Source organism: Pseudomonas sp. BGI-2 (assembly GCF_004310295.1).
Lineage (GTDB): Bacteria > Pseudomonadota > Gammaproteobacteria > Pseudomonadales > Pseudomonadaceae > Aquipseudomonas.
This window is the reverse complement of record NZ_SISB01000030.1, coordinates 41,603-62,471: the sequence shown is the minus strand read 5'-3', so window position 1 is coordinate 62,471 and position 20,869 is coordinate 41,603. Positions and strand designations below refer to the sequence as shown.

13 protein-coding genes and 2 pseudogenes are annotated in these 20,869 nt (G+C 60.7%); 10 read left to right on the top strand and 5 right to left on the bottom strand.

What is annotated here, in order from left to right; translation table 11 throughout:
- Positions 1–197: 197 nt before the first annotated feature.
- Positions 198–623 carry a YciI family protein gene (locus EYC95_RS20075; protein WP_131061913.1) on the bottom strand — a complete coding sequence of 142 codons (426 nt, stop codon included), beginning with the start codon at positions 621–623 and terminating at the stop codon, positions 198–200.
- A 90-nt stretch (positions 624–713) separates the two neighbouring features.
- On the opposite strand from EYC95_RS20075, the pseudogene EYC95_RS20070 reads away from it, so the two are divergent.
- From EYC95_RS20070 to EYC95_RS20030, 8 genes and pseudogenes are all read left to right on the top strand, one after another.
- Positions 714–854, top strand: a pseudogene (locus tag EYC95_RS20070) (polyketide cyclase); the annotation flags it as partial.
- 267 nt (positions 855–1,121) lie between these two features.
- Complete coding sequence (tpx, locus tag EYC95_RS20065) at positions 1,122–1,622, top strand: thiol peroxidase (RefSeq protein ID WP_010459910.1); 501 nt, start codon at positions 1,122–1,124, stop codon at positions 1,620–1,622.
- Between the two features lie 443 nt (positions 1,623–2,065).
- Positions 2,066–3,382 (top strand): MdtA/MuxA family multidrug efflux RND transporter periplasmic adaptor subunit, encoded by a 1,317-nt coding sequence (locus tag EYC95_RS20060; protein ID WP_131061912.1) that lies wholly within the window; start codon positions 2,066–2,068, stop codon positions 3,380–3,382.
- Positions 3,379–6,483 carry an MdtB/MuxB family multidrug efflux RND transporter permease subunit gene (locus EYC95_RS20055; protein WP_131061911.1) on the top strand — a complete coding sequence of 1,035 codons (3,105 nt, stop codon included), beginning with the start codon at positions 3,379–3,381 and terminating at the stop codon, positions 6,481–6,483. The genes EYC95_RS20060 and EYC95_RS20055 overlap by 4 nt, the downstream gene beginning before the upstream one ends.
- Positions 6,480–9,587: an efflux RND transporter permease subunit gene (locus tag EYC95_RS20050; protein WP_131061910.1), complete on the top strand. Its 3,108-nt coding sequence runs from the start codon at positions 6,480–6,482 to the stop codon at positions 9,585–9,587. The genes EYC95_RS20055 and EYC95_RS20050 overlap by 4 nt, the downstream gene beginning before the upstream one ends.
- Entirely contained in the window at positions 9,584–11,065 is a 1,482-nt protein-coding gene (locus EYC95_RS20045) for an efflux transporter outer membrane subunit (RefSeq protein ID WP_131061909.1), read from the top strand. Before EYC95_RS20050 ends, EYC95_RS20045 begins: the two co-directional genes overlap by 4 nt.
- Positions 11,066–11,346: 281 nt before the next feature.
- Entirely contained in the window at positions 11,347–13,428 is a 2,082-nt protein-coding gene (locus tag EYC95_RS20035) for a bifunctional diguanylate cyclase/phosphodiesterase (protein ID WP_131061907.1), read from the top strand.
- Between the two features lie 92 nt (positions 13,429–13,520).
- Complete coding sequence (locus EYC95_RS20030; RefSeq protein WP_131061906.1) at positions 13,521–14,267, top strand: SDR family oxidoreductase; 747 nt, start codon at positions 13,521–13,523, stop codon at positions 14,265–14,267.
- Between the two features lie 93 nt (positions 14,268–14,360).
- On the opposite strand, the gene mapR is transcribed toward EYC95_RS20030, so the two are convergent.
- From mapR to EYC95_RS20015, 3 genes are all read right to left on the bottom strand, one after another.
- Positions 14,361–15,770, bottom strand: coding sequence for a GntR family transcriptional regulator MpaR (gene mapR / locus EYC95_RS20025; RefSeq protein WP_131061905.1), 1,410 nt, complete (start codon positions 15,768–15,770; stop codon positions 14,361–14,363).
- A gap of 98 nt (positions 15,771–15,868) precedes the next feature.
- On the bottom strand, positions 15,869–17,296 hold the full coding sequence (gene ccoG, locus EYC95_RS20020; RefSeq protein ID WP_131061904.1) for a cytochrome c oxidase accessory protein CcoG: 1,428 nt from the start codon (positions 17,294–17,296) through the stop codon (positions 15,869–15,871).
- 196 nt (positions 17,297–17,492) lie between these two features.
- On the bottom strand, positions 17,493–17,726 hold the full coding sequence (locus tag EYC95_RS20015) for a DUF3203 family protein (RefSeq protein ID WP_131061903.1): 234 nt from the start codon (positions 17,724–17,726) through the stop codon (positions 17,493–17,495).
- 125 nt (positions 17,727–17,851) lie between these two features.
- On the opposite strand from EYC95_RS20015, the pseudogene EYC95_RS20010 reads away from it, so the two are divergent.
- Positions 17,852–18,366, top strand: a pseudogene (locus EYC95_RS20010) (MgtC/SapB family protein).
- A 3-nt stretch (positions 18,367–18,369) separates the two neighbouring features.
- Here EYC95_RS20010 and EYC95_RS30185 read toward each other — a convergent pair.
- On the bottom strand, positions 18,370–18,537 hold the full coding sequence (locus EYC95_RS30185; protein WP_165557480.1) for a hypothetical protein: 168 nt from the start codon (positions 18,535–18,537) through the stop codon (positions 18,370–18,372).
- A 205-nt stretch (positions 18,538–18,742) separates the two neighbouring features.
- Here EYC95_RS30185 and EYC95_RS20005 point away from each other — a divergent pair, with 205 nt between their 5' ends.
- On the top strand, positions 18,743–20,740 hold the full coding sequence (locus EYC95_RS20005) for an alpha-1,4-glucan--maltose-1-phosphate maltosyltransferase (protein WP_131061902.1): 1,998 nt from the start codon (positions 18,743–18,745) through the stop codon (positions 20,738–20,740).
- Positions 20,741–20,869: the final 129 nt, after the last annotated feature.

Genomic DNA, 20,869 nt, shown 5'->3' with positions numbered 1-20,869 from the left:
ATCTTTGGACTTTTGTACAAGTTTTCGGTGTTTTTTTTGTGTACTAAAAAGTTAATGCGAATCAGGGGTTTGGGTGATGGATGTAAGAAACCACTGCTGGCAAGCTTCGCTTATGTAGGAGCGAGCGGTGCGGCGGTCCGACTTGCCCGCGAAGAACGATAATGCGGTGGCTCTGGACGGTTACGTACCTGAAATATTCAGCGCTTTTTCATCTGCTCGCGCACCCGCTCTTCCTGCTCGCGCAGTTCCGGAGTCAACAGCGCCGCGAAATCTTCCGCGCTGTATATCGGGCGGATCTCGATCTCCGCATCGGTGCCCGGCATCGGATTGGGGCAGCGTTTGACCCACTCGATCGCTTCCTCTTTCGACTTCACTTCCCACAGCCAAAAACCGGCGATCAGCTCCTTGGTTTCGGCGAACGGGCCGTCGATGACTGTGCGCTTTTCACCCGAGAAACGCACCCGGGCGCCCTTGCTGCTGGGGTGTAGGCCGTCACAGTCGATAAGGATGCCGGCCTTGGTCAGTTCCTCGTTGTAATTGCCCATCGCAGCCATCAGCTCTTCGCTGGGCATCACGCCGGCCTCGGATTCCTGGCTGGCTTTTACAATGATCATGAATCGCATGGTCTTGTCTCCGCTGGAGGGTGGGTGATTTACTGTGTAGTCGAACAACCGTGGCCTGAATCGACAGGCGATGGGTGAAATGTAGTGGCGATGGCTGCCTTTCGTCATGAAGACCGGGTGGAGGCGGGAGAGGGCGGTACGCTGTATTTCGACTGTGTGACGAATTCGGTGATCGATGGTGCATTAACAGAGGCGCTGCTGGTGAATGCGTATTTGCGCCGGATCATCTAGGCGCGGCACCGCAATATGCTGCGGTTGCTGGCCTGAACCCGACCCGTAGGAGCGAGGCTTGCCCGCGAAGGGAGCGCCTCGTTGCAACAAGCTGACCGCGTTACCGTTCTTCGCGGGCAAGCCTCGCTCCTACACCGGATTTGGTTTGTATCCAATGTGTGCGACGAGACATCACAATTTGTATCCGGGCATAGGTCGTCGGACCATTTCGTGGTTAACTTCGGCCTCTTCAAAATTCTCCACAATAACGTCAGAAGGACTCCGTTCATGGCTCAAGTCACTCTTAAAGGCTCCCCGGTTCAAGTCAACGGCCAACTGCCTCAAGCCGGTTCCAAGGCGCCAGCCTTTTCCCTGGTTGCCGGCAATCTGTCCGACGTGACCCTGGCGAACTTCGCCGGCAAGCGCAAAGTGCTGAACATCTTCCCAAGCGTCGACACCCCGACCTGTGCCACTTCGGTGCGCAAGTTCAACGCCCAGGCCAACGACATCGCCAACACCGTGGTGCTGTGCATCTCCGCTGACCTGCCGTTCGCTCAAGCGCGCTTCTGCGGCGCCGAAGGCCTGGAAAACGTGCAAAACCTGTCGACCCTGCGCGGTGCCGAGTTCATCGAGAACTACGGTGTTGCCATCGCTGACGGTCCACTCAAAGGCCTGACTGCCCGTGCCGTCGTTGTGCTGGACGAAAACGACAACGTTCTGCACAGCGAACTGGTCAAGGAAATCGCTGAAGAACCGAACTACGAAGCGGCACTTGCCGTTCTGAAATAAGTAAAGCATTACAATTGTTAACGGCCTGAGGGGGCATTCTCAGTTAATTTCCCCTCCGCGTTGTCGCCTTAAAGCGGGCCAGGCAAGGCGTAGGCCGCAGGGAATGGTTGTTCCCTTTCCAAGGCCTGCAACGCAGGCTGGCCCGCTTTAAGGCACAACCCGAAGGGCCGGGCCTGCTGTTGTGCAGGGCTGCGTTGCTCGAAGCTTATTTGGAATGACCAAACCACGCTTCTCGCGCCTTGCCCTGCACAACAGCAGACCCGGCGCGGCGGGGTAATTAACTGAGAACGCCCCCTCTGTCCAGGCCGTTTTCATTTGTGCTTCAGTGTCTTAGATAAACCTCCTGTTACGTAAGCCGAAGGTAAATTGCCGGTAAAGCCGCTTTGCTTAATACCCGCCAGTGCTTATCGTTCAGCCTCCTGTAGAAGAAGCCCACGCGCCCAATGGTTGATCATTCCATGCAATCCTCCGTTTCCCGTAATCCTCGTCGCTGGCTCCCCGGCCTGCTTGTCTTGTTGGTCATCGCTGGCCTGTGCTGGAAATTCTGGCCCGCCGGCACTGCCCAAAAGGACGGTGCTGCGCCCAAAGCCGTGGCCGGCCACACCGGCAAGCCGGGGGGGATGCGTCCGGGCTTCGGCGGGGCGACCGGACCGATCCCGGTGCGGGTGGCGCTGGCGGTCAAGGGGGATTTTCCGCTGTACTACAAGGCGCTGGGCACGGTGACTGCGCTGAACACCATTAATGTGCGCAGCCGCGTTGGCGGCGAACTGATGAAGATCTCCTTCGAAGAAGGGCAGATGGTCAAGGCTGGCGAACTGCTGGCTGAAATCGATCCGCGCCCTTACCAGAACGCTTTGCTTCAGGCCGAAGGCACGCTGCTGCAGAACCAGGCGCAACTGAAAAACGCTCAGGTCGATGTCGAGCGTTATCGTGGTCTGTTCAAGGAAGACAGTATCGCCAAGCAAACCCTGGACACCGCCGAAGCACTGGTCGGTCAGTACCAGGGCACGGTCAAGACCAATCAGGCGGCGGTCAACGACGCTAAGCTCAATCTCGAATTCACCAAGATCCGCGCCCCGATTGCCGGGCGTGTGGGCCTGCGACAACTGGACGTCGGCAACCTGGTGGCCGCCAACGACACCACGGCGTTGGCGATCATCACCCAGACCCAACCGATCAGTGTCGCCTTCACCTTGCCGGAAAACAGCCTCGACGTCGTGCTGGCGCGCTACCGTACTGGCGCCAAACTGCCCGCCGAAGCCTGGGACCGTGGCGACACCAAGTTGCAGGCCACCGGCGTGTTGCAGAGCCTGGACAACCAGATTGACGTCACCACCGGCACCCTGAAATTCAAGGCGCGCTACGAGAACCGTGATCAGGCGCTGTTCCCCAACCAGTTCGTCAACGTCCACTTGCTGGCCGACACCTTGAAAGACGTAGTGCTCGCGCCTTCGGCAGCGATTCAGTTCGGCACCAACGGCACCTTCGTCTACGCCCTGGACGGCGACAAGAAAGTCGCGATCCGTCAGTTGAAAGTCGGCGCCAGTGACGGCGAAAACACCGTGATTACCGAAGGCCTGGCTCCCGGAGATCGCGTTGTCCTGGAAGGCACTGACCGCCTGAAGGAAGGCAGCGAAGTGGAAGTGGTCAACGACACCAAGGACGTACCGACCACCCCGACCGGCCACCTGCAAGGTAAATCGGCGGCCAGCTCGACTGAGCCGGCGACCACCGACAAGGCGAAAAAGGGCGGCGCATGAACATCTCGCGGCTGTTCATCCTTCGCCCGGTCGCCACCACGCTGAGCATGCTGGCCATTATCCTGGCCGGCGTGATCGCCTATCGGCTGCTGCCGGTGTCAGCATTGCCTCAGGTGGATTACCCGACCATTCGCGTCATGACGCTGTATCCCGGCGCCAGCCCGGATGTCATGACCAGCGCCGTGACCGCGCCGCTGGAGCGTCAATTCGGGCAGATGCCCGGCCTGACCCAGATGGCGTCGACCAGCTCCGGCGGCGCTTCGGTGCTGACCCTGCGTTTCAGCCTCGACATCAATATGGACGTTGCCGAGCAGCAGGTGCAGGCCGCGATCAACGCCGCGACCAATCTGCTGCCCAAGGACCTGCCGGCGCCGCCGGTGTACAACAAGGTCAACCCGGCGGACACCCCGGTGCTGACCCTGGCCATCACCTCCAAAACCATGCTGTTGCCCAAGCTCAATGACCTGGTCGACACGCGCATGGCGCAGAAAATCGCCCAGATCAGCGGCGTCGGCATGGTCAGCATCGCTGGTGGCCAGCGTCAGGCGGTGCGGATCAAGGTCAACCCTGAAGCCCTGGCGGCCAATGGCTTGAACCTGTCGGATGTGCGCACCCTGATCGGCGCGTCCAACGTCAACCAGCCCAAGGGCAATTTCGACGGCCCGACCCGGGTGTCGATGCTCGATGCCAACGATCAACTGACCTCGCCCAAGGATTACGCCAACCTGATCCTGGCCTACGCCAACGGCGCACCGTTGCGCCTCAAGGACGTGGCCGAGATTGTCGACGGTGCCGAGAACGAGCGGCTGGCGGCGTGGGCCAATGAAAACCAGGCGGTGCTGCTGAACATTCAGCGTCAGCCCGGCGCCAACGTTATCGAGGTAGTCGACCGGATCAAGGCCCTGCTGCCGAGCATCACCGACAACCTGCCGGCCGGCCTCGACGTCACGGTCCTCACCGACCGCACCCAGACCATCCGCGCCTCCGTCACCGACGTGCAACACGAATTGCTGATCGCCATCGCATTGGTGGTCATGGTGACGTTCCTGTTCCTGCGTCGGGCCAGCGCCACGATCATTCCCTCGGTGGCTGTGCCGCTGTCGCTGATCGGCACCTTCGGCGTGATGTACCTCGCCGGTTTCTCGGTCAATAACCTGACCTTGATGGCCCTGACCATCGCCACCGGTTTTGTAGTGGACGATGCGATCGTGATGCTGGAAAACATCTCCCGATTTATCGAAGAAGGGGAAAGTCCCCTCAATGCTGCGCTCAAGGGTGCCAAGCAGATCGGTTTCACCCTGATTTCCCTGACCCTGTCGCTGATCGCGGTGCTGATTCCGCTGCTGTTCATGGCTGACGTGGTGGGGCGCCTGTTCCGCGAATTCGCCATCACCCTGGCGGTGGCGATCCTGATTTCCCTGGTGGTATCGCTGACCCTGACGCCGATGATGTGCGCACGGTTGCTCAAGCGTGAACCCAAGGAAGAGGAACAGGGCCGGTTCTACCGCGCCAGCGGCGCCACAATTGATTGGATGATCGCGGCTTACGGGCGCAAGTTAAAGTGGGTTCTCAAGCATCAACCACTGACGCTGCTGGTGGCTATCGGCACCTTGGCGCTGACCGTTGTCCTTTATATGGTAGTGCCGAAGGGCTTCTTCCCGGTGCAGGACACGGGCGTTATCCAGGGCATTTCCGAGGCGCCGCAGTCGATTTCCTTTGCGGCGATGAGCGAGCGTCAGCAGGAACTGGCCAAGGTGATCCTGGCCGATCCTGCGGTGCAAAGCCTGTCGTCTTACATCGGCATCGACGGTGACAACTCGACGCTGAACAGCGGCCGCCTGCTGATCAACCTCAAGTCCCACAGCAACCGTGACCTGAGCGCCACTGAGGTGATTGCCCGCCTGCAACCGGAACTGGACAAGCTGGTCGGCATTCGCCTGTTCATGCAGCCGGTGCAGGACCTGACCATCGAAGACCGGGTCAGCCGCACGCAATACCAGTTCAGCATGTCATCGCCGGATTCCGAGTTGCTCAGCCTCTGGAGCGGGCGTCTGGTGGAAGCGCTGGCGCAGCGGCCGGAATTGACCGACGTCGCCAGCGACCTGCAGGACAAGGGCCTGCAGGTCTATCTGGTGATCGACCGCGATGCGGCGTCACGGGTCGGTGTGTCGGTGTCGAACATCACCGATGCGCTGTACGACGCCTTCGGCCAGCGGCAGATTTCCACCATTTACACCCAGGCCAGCCAGTACCGCGTGGTGCTGCAATCGCAGTCCGGCGAGAAGATCGGCCCGGATGCGTTGAACCAGATTCATGTCAAGACCACCGATGGCGGGCAAGTACGCCTGTCCAGCCTGGCGCACATCGAGGAGCGTCAGGCGCAACTGGCGATCACTCACATCGGCCAGTTCCCCGCGGTGATGATGTCCTTCAACCTGGCACCCGGCGTGGCGCTGGGGCATGCGGTGGAAATCATTGATCAGGTGCAGAAAGACATCGGCATGCCGATTGGTGTGCAGACTCAGTTCCAAGGCGCAGCCGAGGCGTTCCAGGCCTCGTTGTCGAGCACCTTGCTGCTGATTCTGGCGGCGGTGGTGACTATGTACATCGTGCTCGGCGTGCTCTACGAGAGCTACATCCATCCGATCACCATTCTCTCGACCTTGCCCTCGGCGGCGGTCGGCGCCTTGCTGGCGTTGCTGTTAAGCGGCAATGACCTGGGGATGATCGCGATCATCGGCATCATTCTGCTGATCGGCATCGTGAAAAAGAACGCGATCATGATGATCGACTTTGCCCTCGACGCTGAACGCAATCAGGGCATGGACCCGGAAACAGCGATCTATCAAGCGGCGTTGCTGCGTTTCCGACCGATTCTGATGACCACGCTGGCTGCATTGTTTGGTGCGGTGCCGTTGATGCTGGCCACCGGTTCCGGCGCGGAGTTGCGCCAGCCGTTGGGCCTGGTGATGGTCGGCGGTTTGTTGGTGAGTCAGGTACTGACACTGTTCACCACACCTGTGATCTATCTGTATTTCGATCGTCTTGGTCGGCGCTGGGGCCGCAAGTCTGAAGCCGCGGTAGCGGTAGAGCAGCCATGAACCTGTCCGGACCTTTCATCAAGCGCCCGGTCGCGACCATGTTGCTCAGCCTGGCGATCATGCTGCTGGGCGGCGTGAGCTTCGGCCTGTTGCCAGTGGCGCCGTTGCCGCAGATGGACTTCCCGGTGATCGTGGTTCAGGCCAGCCTGCCTGGCGCGAGCCCTGAAGTGATGGCCTCGACCGTGGCCACGCCGCTGGAGCGCTCCTTCGGCGCCATCGCCGGCGTCAACACCATGAGCAGCCGGTCCAGCCAGGGCTCGACCCGGGTGATTTTGCAATTCGACCTGGACCGCGACATCAACGGCGCCGCCCGGGAAGTGCAGGCGGCGATCAACGCCTCGCGCAACCTGCTGCCGAGCGGGATGCGCAGCATGCCGACCTACAAGAAGGTCAATCCGTCCCAGGCGCCGATCATGGTGTTGTCGCTGACTTCCGACGTATTGGAAAAAGGCCAGCTCTACGATTTGGCCTCGACGATTCTGTCCCAGAGCCTGTCCCAGGTGCAGGGCGTGGGCGAAGTGCAGATTGGCGGCAGCTCCTTGCCGGCGGTGCGCATCGAGCTCGAACCCCAGGCGCTCAACCAGTACGGCGTGGCCCTGGACGATGTGCGCAACACCATTGCCAACGCCAACGTGCGCCGGCCGAAAGGTTCGGTTGAAGACGGCCAGCGGCTGTGGCAGGTACAAGCCAACGATCAACTGGAAAAAGCCAAGGATTACGAGTCGCTGATCATTCACTACGCGGACGGCGCGGCACTGCGCCTGAGGGATGTGGCCAAGGTCAGCGACGGCGTCGAGGACCGCTACAACAGCGGTTTCTTCAACAATGACGCGGCGGTGCTGCTGGTGATCAACCGCCAGGCCGGCGCCAACATCATCGAGACGGTCAACGAAATCAAGGCGCAGCTGCCGGCGTTGCAGGCCGTGCTGCCGGCCAGCGTCAAGCTGAACCTGGCGATGGACCGTTCGCCGGTGATCAAGGCCACGCTGCACGAAGCGGAAATGACCCTGCTGATCGCCGTGGCGCTGGTGATTCTGGTGGTGTTCCTGTTTCTCGGTAACTTCCGCGCCTCGCTGATTCCGACCTTGGCGGTGCCGGTGTCGCTGGTCGGCACGTTTGCAGTGATGTACCTCTACGGGTTTTCCCTGAACAACCTGTCGCTGATGGCGCTGATTCTGGCCACCGGGCTGGTAGTGGACGACGCCATCGTGGTGCTGGAGAACATTTCCCGGCACATCGACAAAGGCGTATCACCGATGAAGGCCGCCTACCTCGGGGCGCAGGAAGTCGGCTTCACCTTGTTGTCGATGAACGTTTCGCTGGTGGCGGTGTTCCTGTCGATCCTGTTCATGGGCGGGATTGTCGAAAGCCTGTTTCGCGAGTTTTCCATCACGTTGGCGGCGTCCATCGTGGTGTCGCTGGTGGTGTCGCTGACGCTGACGCCGATGCTCTGCGCCCGCTGGCTCAAGCCGCACACGCCGGGGCAGGAAAACCGTTTGCAGCGTTGGAGTCAGCGGGCCAACGAGTGGATGGTCGGCAAATACGCGACCAGCCTCGACTGGGTGCTGCGTCATCGTCGGTTGACCTTACTCAGTCTGTTCGTGACAGTTGGCGTTAACGTCGCGCTGTATGTCGTTGTTCCTAAGACATTTATGCCGCAGCAAGACACTGGCCAATTGATCGGTTTCGTGCGCGGCGACGACGGGCTGTCGTTCAGCGTCATGCAGCCGAAAATGGAAATCTTCCGGCGTGCCGTGCTCAAGGATGACGCGGTGCAAAGCGTTGCCGGTTTCATCGGCGGCACCAACGGCACCAACAACGCCTTCATGCTGGTGCGGTTGAAACCGATCAAGGAACGCAACATTTCCGCGCAGAAGGTCATCGAACGCTTGCGCAAGGAAATGCCCAAAGTCCCTGGCGCGCAATTGATGTTGATGGCGGATCAGGACCTGCAATTCGGTGGCGGTCGCGAACAAACCACCTCGCAGTATTCCTACATCCTGCAAAGCGGCGATCTGGGTGATTTGCGCGAGTGGTACCCGAAAGTCGTCACCGCTTTGAAAGCGTTGCCGGAACTGACCGCGATTGACGCTCGGGAGGGCCGGGGCGCGCAACAGGTGACCCTGATCGTTGATCGCGATCAGGCCAAGCGCCTGGGCGTCGACATGGACATGGTCACCTCAGTGCTGAACAACGCCTACAGCCAGCGGCAGATTTCGACGATTTACGACAGCCTCAACCAGTACCAGGTGGTGATGGAGGTCAATCCGAAGTACGCCCAGGACCCGATCACACTCAAGCAGGTGCAAGTGATCACCGCTGACGGCGCGCGGATTCCGCTGTCGACCATTGCCCACTACGAAAACAGCCTGGAAGACGACCGGGTCAGCCATGAAGGCCAGTTCGCGTCCGAAAGCCTGTCGTTCGACATGGCCGACGGGGTAACGGTGGAGCAGGGCACTGCGGCCATCGAGCGGGCCATCGCCAAGGTCGGTCTGCCGGAAAGCGTGATCGCGAAAATGGCCGGCACCGCCGATGCCTTTGCTGCCACCCAGAAGAGCCAGCCGTGGATGATTCTCGGCGCGCTGGTGGCGGTGTATCTGGTGTTGGGCGTGCTGTATGAAAGCTACATTCATCCGCTGACTATTTTGTCGACGTTACCGTCGGCCGGGGTCGGCGCACTGCTGTCAATCTACGCGCTGGGCGGTGAGTTCAGCCTGATTTCGTTGCTCGGGTTATTCCTGCTCATCGGCGTGGTGAAGAAAAACGCCATTCTGATGATCGACCTGGCGCTGCAACTGGAACGCCATCAGGGCCTGGAGCCGCTGGAGTCGATTCGCAGCGCGTGCCTGCAACGTCTGCGACCGATTCTGATGACCACCCTGGCGGCCATCCTCGGTGCATTGCCGCTGCTGCTGAGCCGCGCCGAAGGTGCGGAAATGCGTCAGCCGTTGGGTCTGACCATCATCGGCGGGCTGATCTTCAGCCAGGTGCTGACCCTTTACACCACCCCGGTGGTTTACCTCTATCTCGATAAACTGCGCCATCGCTTCAACAAATGGCGTGGAGTGCGTACCGATGCTGCTTTGGAAACTCCGCTATGACTGACCGTTCGCTTATCAATCTGGCCACGCCGTTGGCGACGGCCCGGGGCTCGCGTTTGCTGAGCCTGGCGCTGTGCGTGGCGATGCTCAGCGCTTGCGCTGTCGGCCCGGATTACCAGCGCCCGCAGGCCGCCGCGCCGATGCAGTACAAGGAAGCCGCCGGCTGGCGTCAGGCCAGCCCGAGTGATTCCCTGGCCCGTGGCGCCTGGTGGGAGTTGTATGGCGATCAGCTGCTCAATGGCCTGATCGAGAAACTCAACAGCTCCAACCAGACTGTCGCCCAGTCCGAAGCCCAGTACCGTCAGGCCCAGGCCTTGGTGCGCAGCGCCCGGGGCGCGTTTTTTCCAACGGTTGATTTAACTGTCGGGAAAAACCGCTCCAGCCAGGGCACCGGGAGCAGCAGTTCGAGCCTGAGCAGTTCCTCCAGCGGTATTCGTGACACCTACACCGCTCAGGCCGGGGTGAGCTGGGAAGCGGACATCTGGGGCAAGTTGCGCCGAGGGCTTGAAGCCGACACCGCCAACGCCGAGGCCAGTTTTGCCGATCTGGCGGCGATGCGCCTCAGCCAGCAATCGGAACTGGTGCAGAACTACCTGCAACTGCGGGTGATCGACGAACAGAAACGCTTGCTGGAAGCGACCGTCGTGGCCTATCAGCGTTCGCTGAAAATGACCGAAAACCAGTACCGCGCCGGTGTCTCCGGCAAGGATGCGGTAGCCCAGGCCCAGACCCAGCTCAAAAGCACCCAGGCGGACATGGTCGACCTGATCTGGCAACGCGCCCAGTTCGAGAACGCCATCGCCGTATTGATCGGTCTGCCGCCAGCCGAGTTCAGCCTGGCCGAATCCAAGAACATCCCGGCATTGCCCGAAGTGCCGCTGAGCCTGCCTTCGCAACTGCTCGAGCGCCGCCCGGACATCGCATCCGCCGAGCGTTCGGTGATGGCGGCCAACGCCAACATCGGCGTGGCCAAGGCCGCCTACTACCCGGACCTGACCCTGAGCCTGAATGGCGGTTACAGCAGCAGCACCTATGCCAACTGGATCAGCGTGCCGAACCGCTTCTGGTCAGTGGGACCGCAACTGGCCATGACGCTGTTTGATGGCGGCCAGCGCTCTGCAGAGGTCGATCGCAGCGAAGCGGCCTACGACGAAACCGTCGCCAAGTACCGCCAGACCGTGCTCGATGGTTTCCGCGAGGTTGAAAACTATCTGGTGCAGCTCAAGGTGCTGGAAGACGAAGCCGGCGTGCGCCAGGAAGCGCTGGATGCCGCGCGTGAATCCCTTCGCTTGACGCAAAACCAATACAAGGCCGGGGTGATTGCTTACCTGGGTGTGGTGGTGGTCCAGGCCACCGCGTTGAATAACGAACGCAGCGTGTTGAGCCTGTTGCAGAGCCGTCTGATCGCCAGTGTGCAGCTGATTGCGGCGCTGGGCGGTGGTTGGGATGGGGCGCTTCAGGTAAGCGAAAACAAATAGCGCGGTCCCTGTAGCAGCTGTCGTGAAATCGGGCGGTGCGGTGTTTCAGGAAGACCTCATGCACAGGTTTTACGACGACTGCGCCGCCGAACGCAGCCTCGCAGGCTCGACAGCTGCTACGAGCGGATGCGTAAGCCATTGGGGAGTCAAACAAGCGTTTCATCGGTTTGATGGCCATTTGATTACTTTTGTCAGTGCGTTCTTTTGTGCAATCAGTACAATCGCCCGATTTGCCCTCCCGAGAACGGAAGCAGTACGGTGGGGCGATCGCGAGAAGTCACATGCTCATCGGTAGCTATTCACCCACGCTGGTTATCATTTCGCTCTGCGTAGCGATTCTCGCCTCCTATACCGCGCTCGACCTGACCGAACGCATCTCCACGGCCAAAGGCCGCGCCGTGTTTCTATGGACGGCGGGCGGCGCCTTTGCCATGGGCGTTGGCGTCTGGTCGATGCACTTTATCGGCATGCTCGCGTTCACATTGCCCATCGACCTGGGTTACGACTTCACCCTCACGGCACTCTCGCTGCTGACCGCGATCCTGTCCTGCGGCTTTGCCCTGTGGCTGGTCAGCCAGCCACGGCTGCCGAGCTGGCAACTGGCGTTCGGCGCGTTGATCATGGGGGCCGGGATCAGCGCCATGCATTACACGGGCATGGCCGCCATGCGCATGCAGCCGGGTATCGATTACGACCCGACGCTGTTCGGTGCGTCGCTGCTCATCGCCGTTGGCGCTTCCGGCGCAGCGTTATGGATTGCCTTCCACCTGCGCCAGCACACGCCGTATGTGGGTCTGTTACGCGCCGGTGCCGCGGTGATCATGGGCCTCGCCATCGTCGGCATGCACTACACCGCCATGGCCGCGGCGCGATTCCCGGACGGCAGTTTCTGTGGCGCCGCCATCAGCGGCTTGAACGGCAAAGGCCTCGACAATCTGGTACTGATCACCACGCTCGCGGTATTGAGCATCGCCTTGTTGACCTCGGTGCTCGATGCACGTCTTGAGGCCCGCACTGCGGACCTGGCGCGCTCGCTGACGGAAGCCAACCGTGAGCTGACCCAACTGGCCCTGCACGACACCCTGACGGGACTGCCCAATCGCATGTTGCTGGCCGACCGCATCGAGCAGGCCATGTCCAAGGTTCAGGAGCAGGGCGGTTGTTTCGCGCTGATGTTCATCGACCTGGACGGTTTCAAACCGGTCAACGATGCGTTCGGCCACCACATGGGCGATCAGTTGTTGCGTGAGGTCGGTTTGCGCCTGCGCGAGGACATGCGCAGTCAGGACACGTTGGCGCGAATCGGTGGCGATGAGTTCGTGTTGCTGGTGCGGCTCGGCGAGCCAAATGACGCGTTGAGCCTGGCGGCGCGTCAGGTCGGGCTGATCGGCAGTTCGTTCCGCGTCGCCGAACATGAGCTGCAGATTTCCGCCAGCGTTGGCATCGCGCTGTACCCGGGCAACGGCCAGACTGCCCAGGAATTGCTGATGAACGCCGATGCGGCGATGTACCACGCCAAGGGCGCCGGGAAAAACGGCTACAGCTTCTTCGACGCCTCGATGAACAGCAACGCGCGCAAACAGCTGCAACTGCTGCAGGATTTGCGCAACGCCCTCGATCAGCAGCAATTCAGCCTCTATTACCAGCCCAAGTTCGACGCCGGCAATGGCCGCCCGGTGGGCGCCGAGGCGCTGCTGCGCTGGGAGCATCCGACCCAGGGCATGTTGCTGCCGGACAAGTTTATCGACCTCGCGGAACGGACCGGGCTGATCATTCCCATTGGTGAATGGGTCCTGAACGAAGCCTGCCGCCAAATGCGCGAGTGGTACGTCCGTGGCTACACCGACTGGCGCATTGCCGTAAATCTCTCGGCGTTGCAGTTCTGCCATACGGGCCTGGTCAAGAGCGTCTCCAAGGCCTTGGCCACGCATCAGCTGCCGGCCAATAGCCTGACTCTGGAAATCACCGAAACCACCGCCATGAGCGATGCCGATGCGAGCATGACGGTGCTTCAGGAACTCTCGGAAATGGGCGTCGACCTGTCCATCGATGACTTCGGCACCGGCTATTCGAGTTTGATGTACCTCAAGCGTCTGCCGGCCAACGAACTGAAGATCGACCGCGGTTTCGTCCGCGATCTGGAACACGACAGTGACGACGCGGCCATCGTTTCGGCCATCGTCGCCCTCGGCCAGGCGTTGGGTTTGCGCATCGTGGCTGAAGGCGTGGAGACCGGTGTCCAGCAAGACTTCCTGACCAAACTGGGCTGCGATTCATTGCAGGGCTTCCTGCTCGGCCATCCTCTGCCGGCGGATCGCTTCATGGCCGACATTGTTCGCGGGGAACGATTGACGACGGCTTGAATACCGTTGTGATTGATGTGAGACCATGCAAAAACCGGCAATGGCGGTTACTCTTGGCCCCGACTGCTTACGCGTGAAGGGGGAAAGTCAGCATGGACAAGGTCATTGTCATCACCGGCGGCGGCCGTGGTATCGGCGCTGCAACCGCGCTGTTGGCCGCAGGGCTTGGCTATCGGATCTGTATCAACTATCAGGCCGACGAATCGGCTGCGCATAGTGTATTGGCGCAAGTTCGCGCACTGGGCGCTCAAGCCATTGCGGTGCGCGCCGACGTCAGCATCGAAGACGAAGTGATCAGTCTGTTCCACCGTGTCGACACCGAGCTGGGTCGAGTCACGGCGCTGGTGAACAACGCCGGCACCGTCGGGCACAAATCCCGCGTTGACGAAATGTCCGAGTTCCGCATTCTCAAAACCCTCAAGACCAACGTCCTGGCGCCCATCCTCTGCGCCAAGCACGCGATCATGCGCATGTCGCCCAAACATGGCGGGCAGGGCGGCAGCATCGTCAACGTGTCTTCGGTGGCCTCGCGTTTGGGCTCACCCAACGAATACGTGGATTACGCCGCCTCCAAAGGCGCCCTCGACAGCTTCACCATCGGCCTGTCCAAGGAAGTGGCGGGCGAGGGGATTCGCGTCAATGCGGTGCGGCCGGGGTTTATCTACACCGACTTCCATGCGCTGAGCGGTGATCCGGATCGGGTCAGCAAGCTCGAATCGGCAATCCCGATGGCTCGCGGTGGCCGGCCGGATGAAGTGGCTGAGGCGATTATCTGGTTGCTGTCGGACAAGGCTTCTTATGCGACGGGGACTTTCGTTGATCTTGGCGGCGGGCGTTAATCTCTAAGACTTGTGTTAACCGGGTCGGCCTCATCGTCGGATCGCCGCCCGGAGCAAGCTCGCGATAGCAATCTATCAAACAACACAGAATCGTCAGAATGACCGCACTATCCGCCCCAACGTCTCCATCGCCTTCTCCGAATCCTCGGTCCACGGGCTCCCATAATTCAACCGAATACAATTCCTGAACCGCTGCGTCGGTGAAAAGATCGGCCCCGGCGCGATGCTGATGCCTTGCGCCAATGCCATCTGAAACAACTTCAGCGAATCCATCTGCGGCGGCAGTTCCAGCCACAAAAAGTAGCCCCCGGCCGGTTGGCTGACGCGTGTCTGCGCCGGGAAGTAGCGGGCGATGGCGGCGAGCATGGCGCTTTGCTGTTCTTCCAGGGCATAACGCAGTTTGCGCAAGTGCCGGTCGTAGCCGCCGTGTTGCAGGTAGTCGGCGATGGCGGCCTGGGCCGGCATCGAGGCGCACAGCGAGGTCATGAGTTTCAGGCGCTCGATCTTCTGCGCGTAACGCCCGGCGGCGACCCAGCCAATGCGGTAGCCCGGGGCCAGGCTCTTGGCGAAGGAACCGCAATGCATCACCAGCCCTTCGGTATCAAACGCCTTGGCCGGTTTCGGTGCCTGTTGACCGTAATAGAGTTCGGCGTAGACGTCGTCCTCTATCAGCGGCACTTGGTGGCTGCGCAATAACTCGACCAGCTCCTGCTTCTTGGCCTCGGGCATGGTTGCGCCCATCGGGTTCTGGAAACTGGTCATGCACCAGCACGCCTTGATCGGGTGGCGTTCCAGGGTTTGGGCGAGCACGCCCAGGTCGATACCGTCGCGCGGGTGCACCGGGATCTCGACGGCTTTGAGCTTCAGCCGTTCCAGTATTTGCAGGCAGGCATAGAACGCCGGGGCTTCGATGGCCACCAGGTCGCCGGGCTCGGTGACCGCTTGCAGGCACAGGTTCAGCGCTTCCAGCGCACCGTTGGTGATCAGCAATTCCTCCATCGGCAGCATCAGCCCGCCGACCATGTAACGCAGGGCAATCTGGCGACGCAGCTGCGGGTTGCCCGGCGACATGTCGGTGACGACCATTCGCGGGTCCATGTCCCGGGCGGCGCTGGCCAGGGAGCGGGACAGGCGCTGCAACGGGAACAGGGTCGGGCTGGGGAAGGCCGAGCCGAAGGGCACGGTGGTCGGGTCCTTGATCGAGTCGAGGACCGAGAACACCAGTTCGCTGACGTCGACTTCGGTGGATTCGTTGACCTGACTGCTGATCACCGGCTCAGAAAACGGGCTCGGCGCGTGCGCGTTGACGAAGTAGCCGGAGCGCGGCCGGGCGCGGATCAGGCCACGGCGTTCGAGCAGGTAATAGGCCTGGAACACGGTGGACGGGCTGACCCCGTAAGTCTGGCTGGCGTAGCGCACCGACGGCACGCGCTGGCCGGGGCCGAGGACGCCGGAGCGGATCAGTTCAGCGATGTCGTCGGCGAATTTTTCGTAGCGTTTCATCGAGTGCCTGGATTGGTGTCATTCAGAAAAATCGAGGTGAACTCTTCGCGGGCAAGTCGGAACGCCGCCCGCGAATGGCAGCACCGTAGTCTAAGGGATCAACGGTTCATCGGCGCAACAAACCGGCTTTTGGCCACGCTATAGATGTCTGGCTCGTCACTGTCGACAATCTTGAAGCTGATTGTCTGCGAGCTGCTGTTCGGCCGGTCCGCCAGCATTGCCACCGACACCGGCACATCCACAATCTCACCCGGCGCCAGGCTCAGCTCGGTCTTGCCTTGCAGCTGGAAGCCTTCGCCATCCACCAGGTTCAGTTGGTACTCCTGACGCAGCTGAGTCTTGTTGATGACCTTCAGGCTGTAGATGTTTTCGATCTGCCCCTGACTGTTCTCGCGGAACAGGCCACGGTCTTTGCTCACGTCCAACGACACCATCGGCCGTTCGACCAAGGCGAGGGCGAGGGCGCCGATCATCACCAGCAGCACCGCGGTGTAACCGATCAGCCGCGGCCGCAACAGGTGGGTCTTGCCACCTTGCAACTCATGCTCCGAGGTATAGCTGATCAAGCCACGCGCATAGCCCATTTTGTCCATGATCGAATCGCAGGCGTCGATACATGCCGCGCAGCCGATGCACTCCATCTGCAAACCATCGCGAATGTCGATTCCGGTCGGGCAGACCTGCACGCACACCTGACAATCGATGCAATCACCCAGGCCCACCTCGGCCGGTTTCACCTCACGTTTGCGCGGGCCACGGTTTTCACCACGGGCCACGTCGTAGGAAATGGTCAGGGTGTCTTTGTCGAACATCACACTCTGGAACCGCGCATACGGGCACATGTGCATGCACACCGCTTCACGCAGCCAACCGGCGTTGATGTAAGTTGCGCCGGTGAAAAACAGTACCCAGAACAGGCTGACACCCCCCATCTGCAGGGTCAGCAGCTCTTCGGCCAGCGGCCGGATCGGCGTGAAGTAGCCAACAAAGGTCAGCCCGGTGAGCAGGCTGATGGCCAGCCACAGGGTGTGCTTGGCCGAGCGGCGGATCAGTTTGTTCAGGCCCCAGGGCGCGGCTTGCAATTTGATCCGCTGGTTGCGTTCGCCTTCGGTGATCTTCTCGCACCACATGAAGATCCAGGTCCAGGAGCTCTGCGGGCAGGTGTAACCGCACCAGACCCTGCCGGCGAACACGGTGATCGCGAACAGGCCGAACGCGGCGATGATCAGCAGCGCCGAGAGCAGGATGAAGTCCTGAGGCCAGAAGGTTGCGCCGAAAATGTGGAATTTGCTTTCGGAAAGGTCCCAGAGCACCGCCTGACGGTCGCCCCAGTTCAGCCACACGGTGCCGAAGAACAGTAAAAACAATACGCCCGTGCCGCTCAAGCGCAGTGTGCGGAACAGGCCGGTGAAGCTGCGGGTGTGGATCAGGTTGTCGCTGGATTTGGCCTTTATCTTTGGACGCAAAGGCTCGTTTTTTACAAATGAGGCAGGTTCTACGGTTCGGACGGGGATTCTTTCGCTCATGGTCTTTCGCTCATCGGCCTCCATCAGGCATGAGCACTATGACCAGCGATCTGTTTGCATAACAGACTCAGGTATTGCAATAAAAAGCGGATCAGATGGGCATTGGTCCGCTACCTGCGACAACTTGATGCACCCCGTCACAGCGGGGCGCAGGCGCCTATATCAGGCGCTTGCGGGCGTTGTTGATCCGGGTCAGTCAAATCACCGAATCACTGTCGGTAGCCTTCAAATGCCTGCGACCGTCCACTGCACCTGCTACGGTCAATGCGTCGGCTTCTGCTTCGGTGATGTAGACACGCTGGCCGTTGAGCTCAACCGCCGACATGGCTTTTTCCGAATCGGTAATGATCGTGACATCGGGGCACAGGCGAATTTCTTCGCCGTTCTCGGTAAGGAAAAAGCAGGTCTGGTTTTCGATGCGCACAGTCATGGCGGTGTCCTTTTTTTAGCGGGTTCTAAACTGTTAGGGCGCATCCGTAGGACATCGTTCTGTGCAACTGATTAATGGTCGGCGCGGTTCATCCTCCCATAACGAACAATCACAAGGATTGCACCATGAACGCCTGGTGGCATGAGGTTTGGGTAACCCTGCAAGCGGAGTTCGCCGACATCGGCGATGCGTCACAACTGACACGTATAACCGTGAGATTGCTGATCGCAGCAATATTGGGCGGCATTCTCGGTTTCGAACGGGAGCAAAAGGGCAAGGCTGCCGGGGTTCGCACGCACATGTTGGTGGCGCTGGGCGCGGCGTTGTTTGTGCTGGTGCCGCAGATGTCCGGCTCTCCCAGGCCGATGCCATGAGCCGAGTGGTGCAGGGCGTGATCGCCGGAATCGGTTTCCTCTGCGCTGGCACCATCCTGAAAAACCAGGAAGGCGATGATGGCCATGTTAAAGGCCTGACCACCGCCGCCGGCTTGTGGATGACCGCCGCCATCGGTGTCTCGGCCGGCTTGGGTCGCGAGGCGACGGCGGTGTTCAGTACGCTGCTGGCATTGGCGATTTTCAGCGTGATGCCGAGGATCGTGAGAATGATCGACAGGGAAACAGACGAGCAAGAGCGGCCGTAGCTATCACTCTGGCGTCAGGATCACCGGCGGCAGGGTGGCTGGTGGTTCTTCCCGAGGCGGTGGAGTGGTTCCCGGCGGCTCTTGCTCGGGCACCGGCTCCGGCTCGGTCGGCGGAATGGTCGGCTGGTCGATGTTCGGATCGGGTGTTTCAGCCGGGATTGGAATACTCATCGTTGAAGCCTCCAGTGGCACATGGCGTAAGTCGTGCTTAAGTTGGTTGACCGTCGCGCGAGGGATTTGATTCCCGGCAAATGGCGTGAACTTTTCCCCGCGCTTGTCGCTCGGAACCTAAGTGAGTTCATGTCGGACCGACGGGTTCTGCGTGAACGACGACCAGACACATGAGCGTCCATGGGGCGTTAAGGAGAGATGCTCGATGACTGCTGAAAAACCGACAGAGCTGAATTACAACCCTCATATGCCGCTGTCGCAGGCTCTGCTGCTGCCGCGCATCGCCATCGAAAACATCATGCCGACCCTGGACGGCGGGCAGTTTGCTGCCAAGGCCGTGGTGGGGCAGGACGTGGTGGTCACCGCCAAAGTATTCGCCGACGGTCACGACAAACTGGCCGTGCGCATACGCTGGCGTGCCGACAGCGACGAGACTTGGCAGAGCGAGGTCATGACCGACCTTGGCAACAACGGCTGGCAGGGCCAGTTCCATGTTGAGGATCAGGGCCGCTACGTCTTTTGTATCGAAGCCTGGATCGATCAGTACGCCAGCTTTCTGTATGAGATCGAGAAGAAACACATCGCCGGCGTGCCGATCAGCCTGGAATTGCAGGAAGGGCGCAACCAGGTGCAACAAGCGGCCGGTCGCTCGGAAGGACCGTTGAGCGAAGAGCTGGCGGCGTTGCACCATGCGCTGTCCGGTCTGCTCGAAACCGAGCAGGTCGCCCTGTTTCTGCACCAGCGTAGCGCCGACCAGATGGCCCAGGCCGATCACCGCGCTTACCTGAGTCTCAGCCCCGAGTTTGCGCTGGACGTCGAGCGGGGACTGGCGCAGTTCGCCAGTTGGTATGAGTTGTTTCCGCGCTCGATCACCGACGATCCCGCCCGTCACGGCACGTTTAACGATGTGCACTCGCGTCTGGCGACGATTCAGGACATGGGTTTCGATGTGCTGTACTTCCCGCCGATCCACCCGATCGGTCGCAGCTACCGCAAAGGCCCGAACAATTCATTGACCGCCGGCCCCGACGATCCGGGCAGCCCGTATGCCATCGGCAGCGAAGAGGGCGGGCACGAGGCGATTCATTCCGAACTCGGCACTCGCGAAGACTTCCGTCGACTGGTTTCAGCGGCGGCGGATCACGGACTGGAAATTGCCCTCGATTTCGCGATCCAGTGCTCCCAGGACCACCCGTGGCTCAAACAGCACCCGGGCTGGTTCAACTGGCGTCCGGACGGCACGATCAAATACGCCGAGAACCCGCCGAAAAAATATCAGGACATCGTCAACGTCGATTTCTATGCCAGCGATGCGATCCCCAGTTTGTGGGTGGAGCTGCGGGACATCGTGGTCGGTTGGGTCGAAGAGGGCGTGAAGATCTTTCGCGTCGACAACCCTCACACCAAGCCGCTGCCGTTCTGGCAATGGCTGATCGCCGATGTGCGGGCGCTGTATCCCGAGGTGATGTTCCTCGCGGAAGCCTTTACCACCCCGGCGATGATGGCGCGGCTGGGCAAGGTCGGTTACTCCCAGAGCTACACCTACTTCACCTGGCGCAATACTAAAACGGAACTGGCGACCTATTTCACCGAGCTCAATGAGTCGCCGTGGCGCGAATGCTACCGGCCGAATTTCTTCGTCAATACGCCGGACATCAATCCCGCGTTTTTGCATGAGTCCGGGCGCGCCGGTTTTCTGATTCGCGCGGCGTTGGCAACTATGGGTTCAGGGCTGTGGGGCATGTATTCGGGCTTCGAACTGTGTGAAGCCGCGCCGGTGCCGGGCAAGGAGGAATACCTCAATTCCGAGAAGTACGAAATCCGCCCACGGGACTTCAATGCGCCGGGCAACATCATCGCCGAGATTGCCCAGCTCAACCGCATCCGCCGGCAAAACCCGGCGCTGCACACGCACCTGGGCTTGACGGTCTACAACGCGTGGAACGACAACATTCTGTATTTCGGCAAACGCAGCGCGGATGGCAGCAACTTCATTCTGGTGGCCGTCAGCCTCGACCCGCATAACGTCCAGGAAGCGAACTTCGAATTGCCGCTGTGGGAAATGGGCTTGCCCGACGACGCCAGTACCCAAGGCGAAGACTTGATGAGCGGCCATCGCTGGACCTGGCACGGCAAGTACCAGTTCATGCGGATCGACCCGGCGCATCAACCGTTCAGCATCTGGCGAATCACCACCTCCTGACCGTGGTGAGGGGCTTTTGTGGTGAGGGGATTCCTGTGGCGAGGGGATTTATCCCCGTTGGGTCGCGAAGCGGCCCCCAGTCCGCCCAAACACTGCATCAACCAGATCACACGCATGCGACTGCTCCGC

Bases quoted from the DNA above. Each gene is read 5' to 3' on its own strand.
- EYC95_RS20075 (WP_131061913.1), bottom strand. From the start codon at position 623: ATGCGATTCATGATCATTGTAAAAGCCAGCCAGGAATCCGAGGCCGGC.
- tpx (WP_010459910.1), top strand. From the start codon at position 1,122: ATGGCTCAAGTCACTCTTAAAGGCTCCCCGGTTCAAGTCAACGGCCAA.
- EYC95_RS20060 (WP_131061912.1), top strand. From the start codon at position 2,066: ATGGTTGATCATTCCATGCAATCCTCCGTTTCCCGTAATCCTCGTCGC.
- EYC95_RS20055 (WP_131061911.1), top strand. From the start codon at position 3,379: ATGAACATCTCGCGGCTGTTCATCCTTCGCCCGGTCGCCACCACGCTG.
- EYC95_RS20050 (WP_131061910.1), top strand. From the start codon at position 6,480: ATGAACCTGTCCGGACCTTTCATCAAGCGCCCGGTCGCGACCATGTTG.
- EYC95_RS20045 (WP_131061909.1), top strand. From the start codon at position 9,584: ATGACTGACCGTTCGCTTATCAATCTGGCCACGCCGTTGGCGACGGCC.
- EYC95_RS20035 (WP_131061907.1), top strand. From the start codon at position 11,347: ATGCTCATCGGTAGCTATTCACCCACGCTGGTTATCATTTCGCTCTGC.
- EYC95_RS20030 (WP_131061906.1), top strand. From the start codon at position 13,521: ATGGACAAGGTCATTGTCATCACCGGCGGCGGCCGTGGTATCGGCGCT.
- mapR (WP_131061905.1), bottom strand. From the start codon at position 15,770: ATGAAACGCTACGAAAAATTCGCCGACGACATCGCTGAACTGATCCGC.
- ccoG (WP_131061904.1), bottom strand. From the start codon at position 17,296: ATGAGCGAAAGAATCCCCGTCCGAACCGTAGAACCTGCCTCATTTGTA.
- EYC95_RS20015 (WP_131061903.1), bottom strand. From the start codon at position 17,726: ATGACTGTGCGCATCGAAAACCAGACCTGCTTTTTCCTTACCGAGAAC.
- EYC95_RS30185 (WP_165557480.1), bottom strand. From the start codon at position 18,537: ATGAGTATTCCAATCCCGGCTGAAACACCCGATCCGAACATCGACCAG.
- EYC95_RS20005 (WP_131061902.1), top strand. From the start codon at position 18,743: ATGACTGCTGAAAAACCGACAGAGCTGAATTACAACCCTCATATGCCG.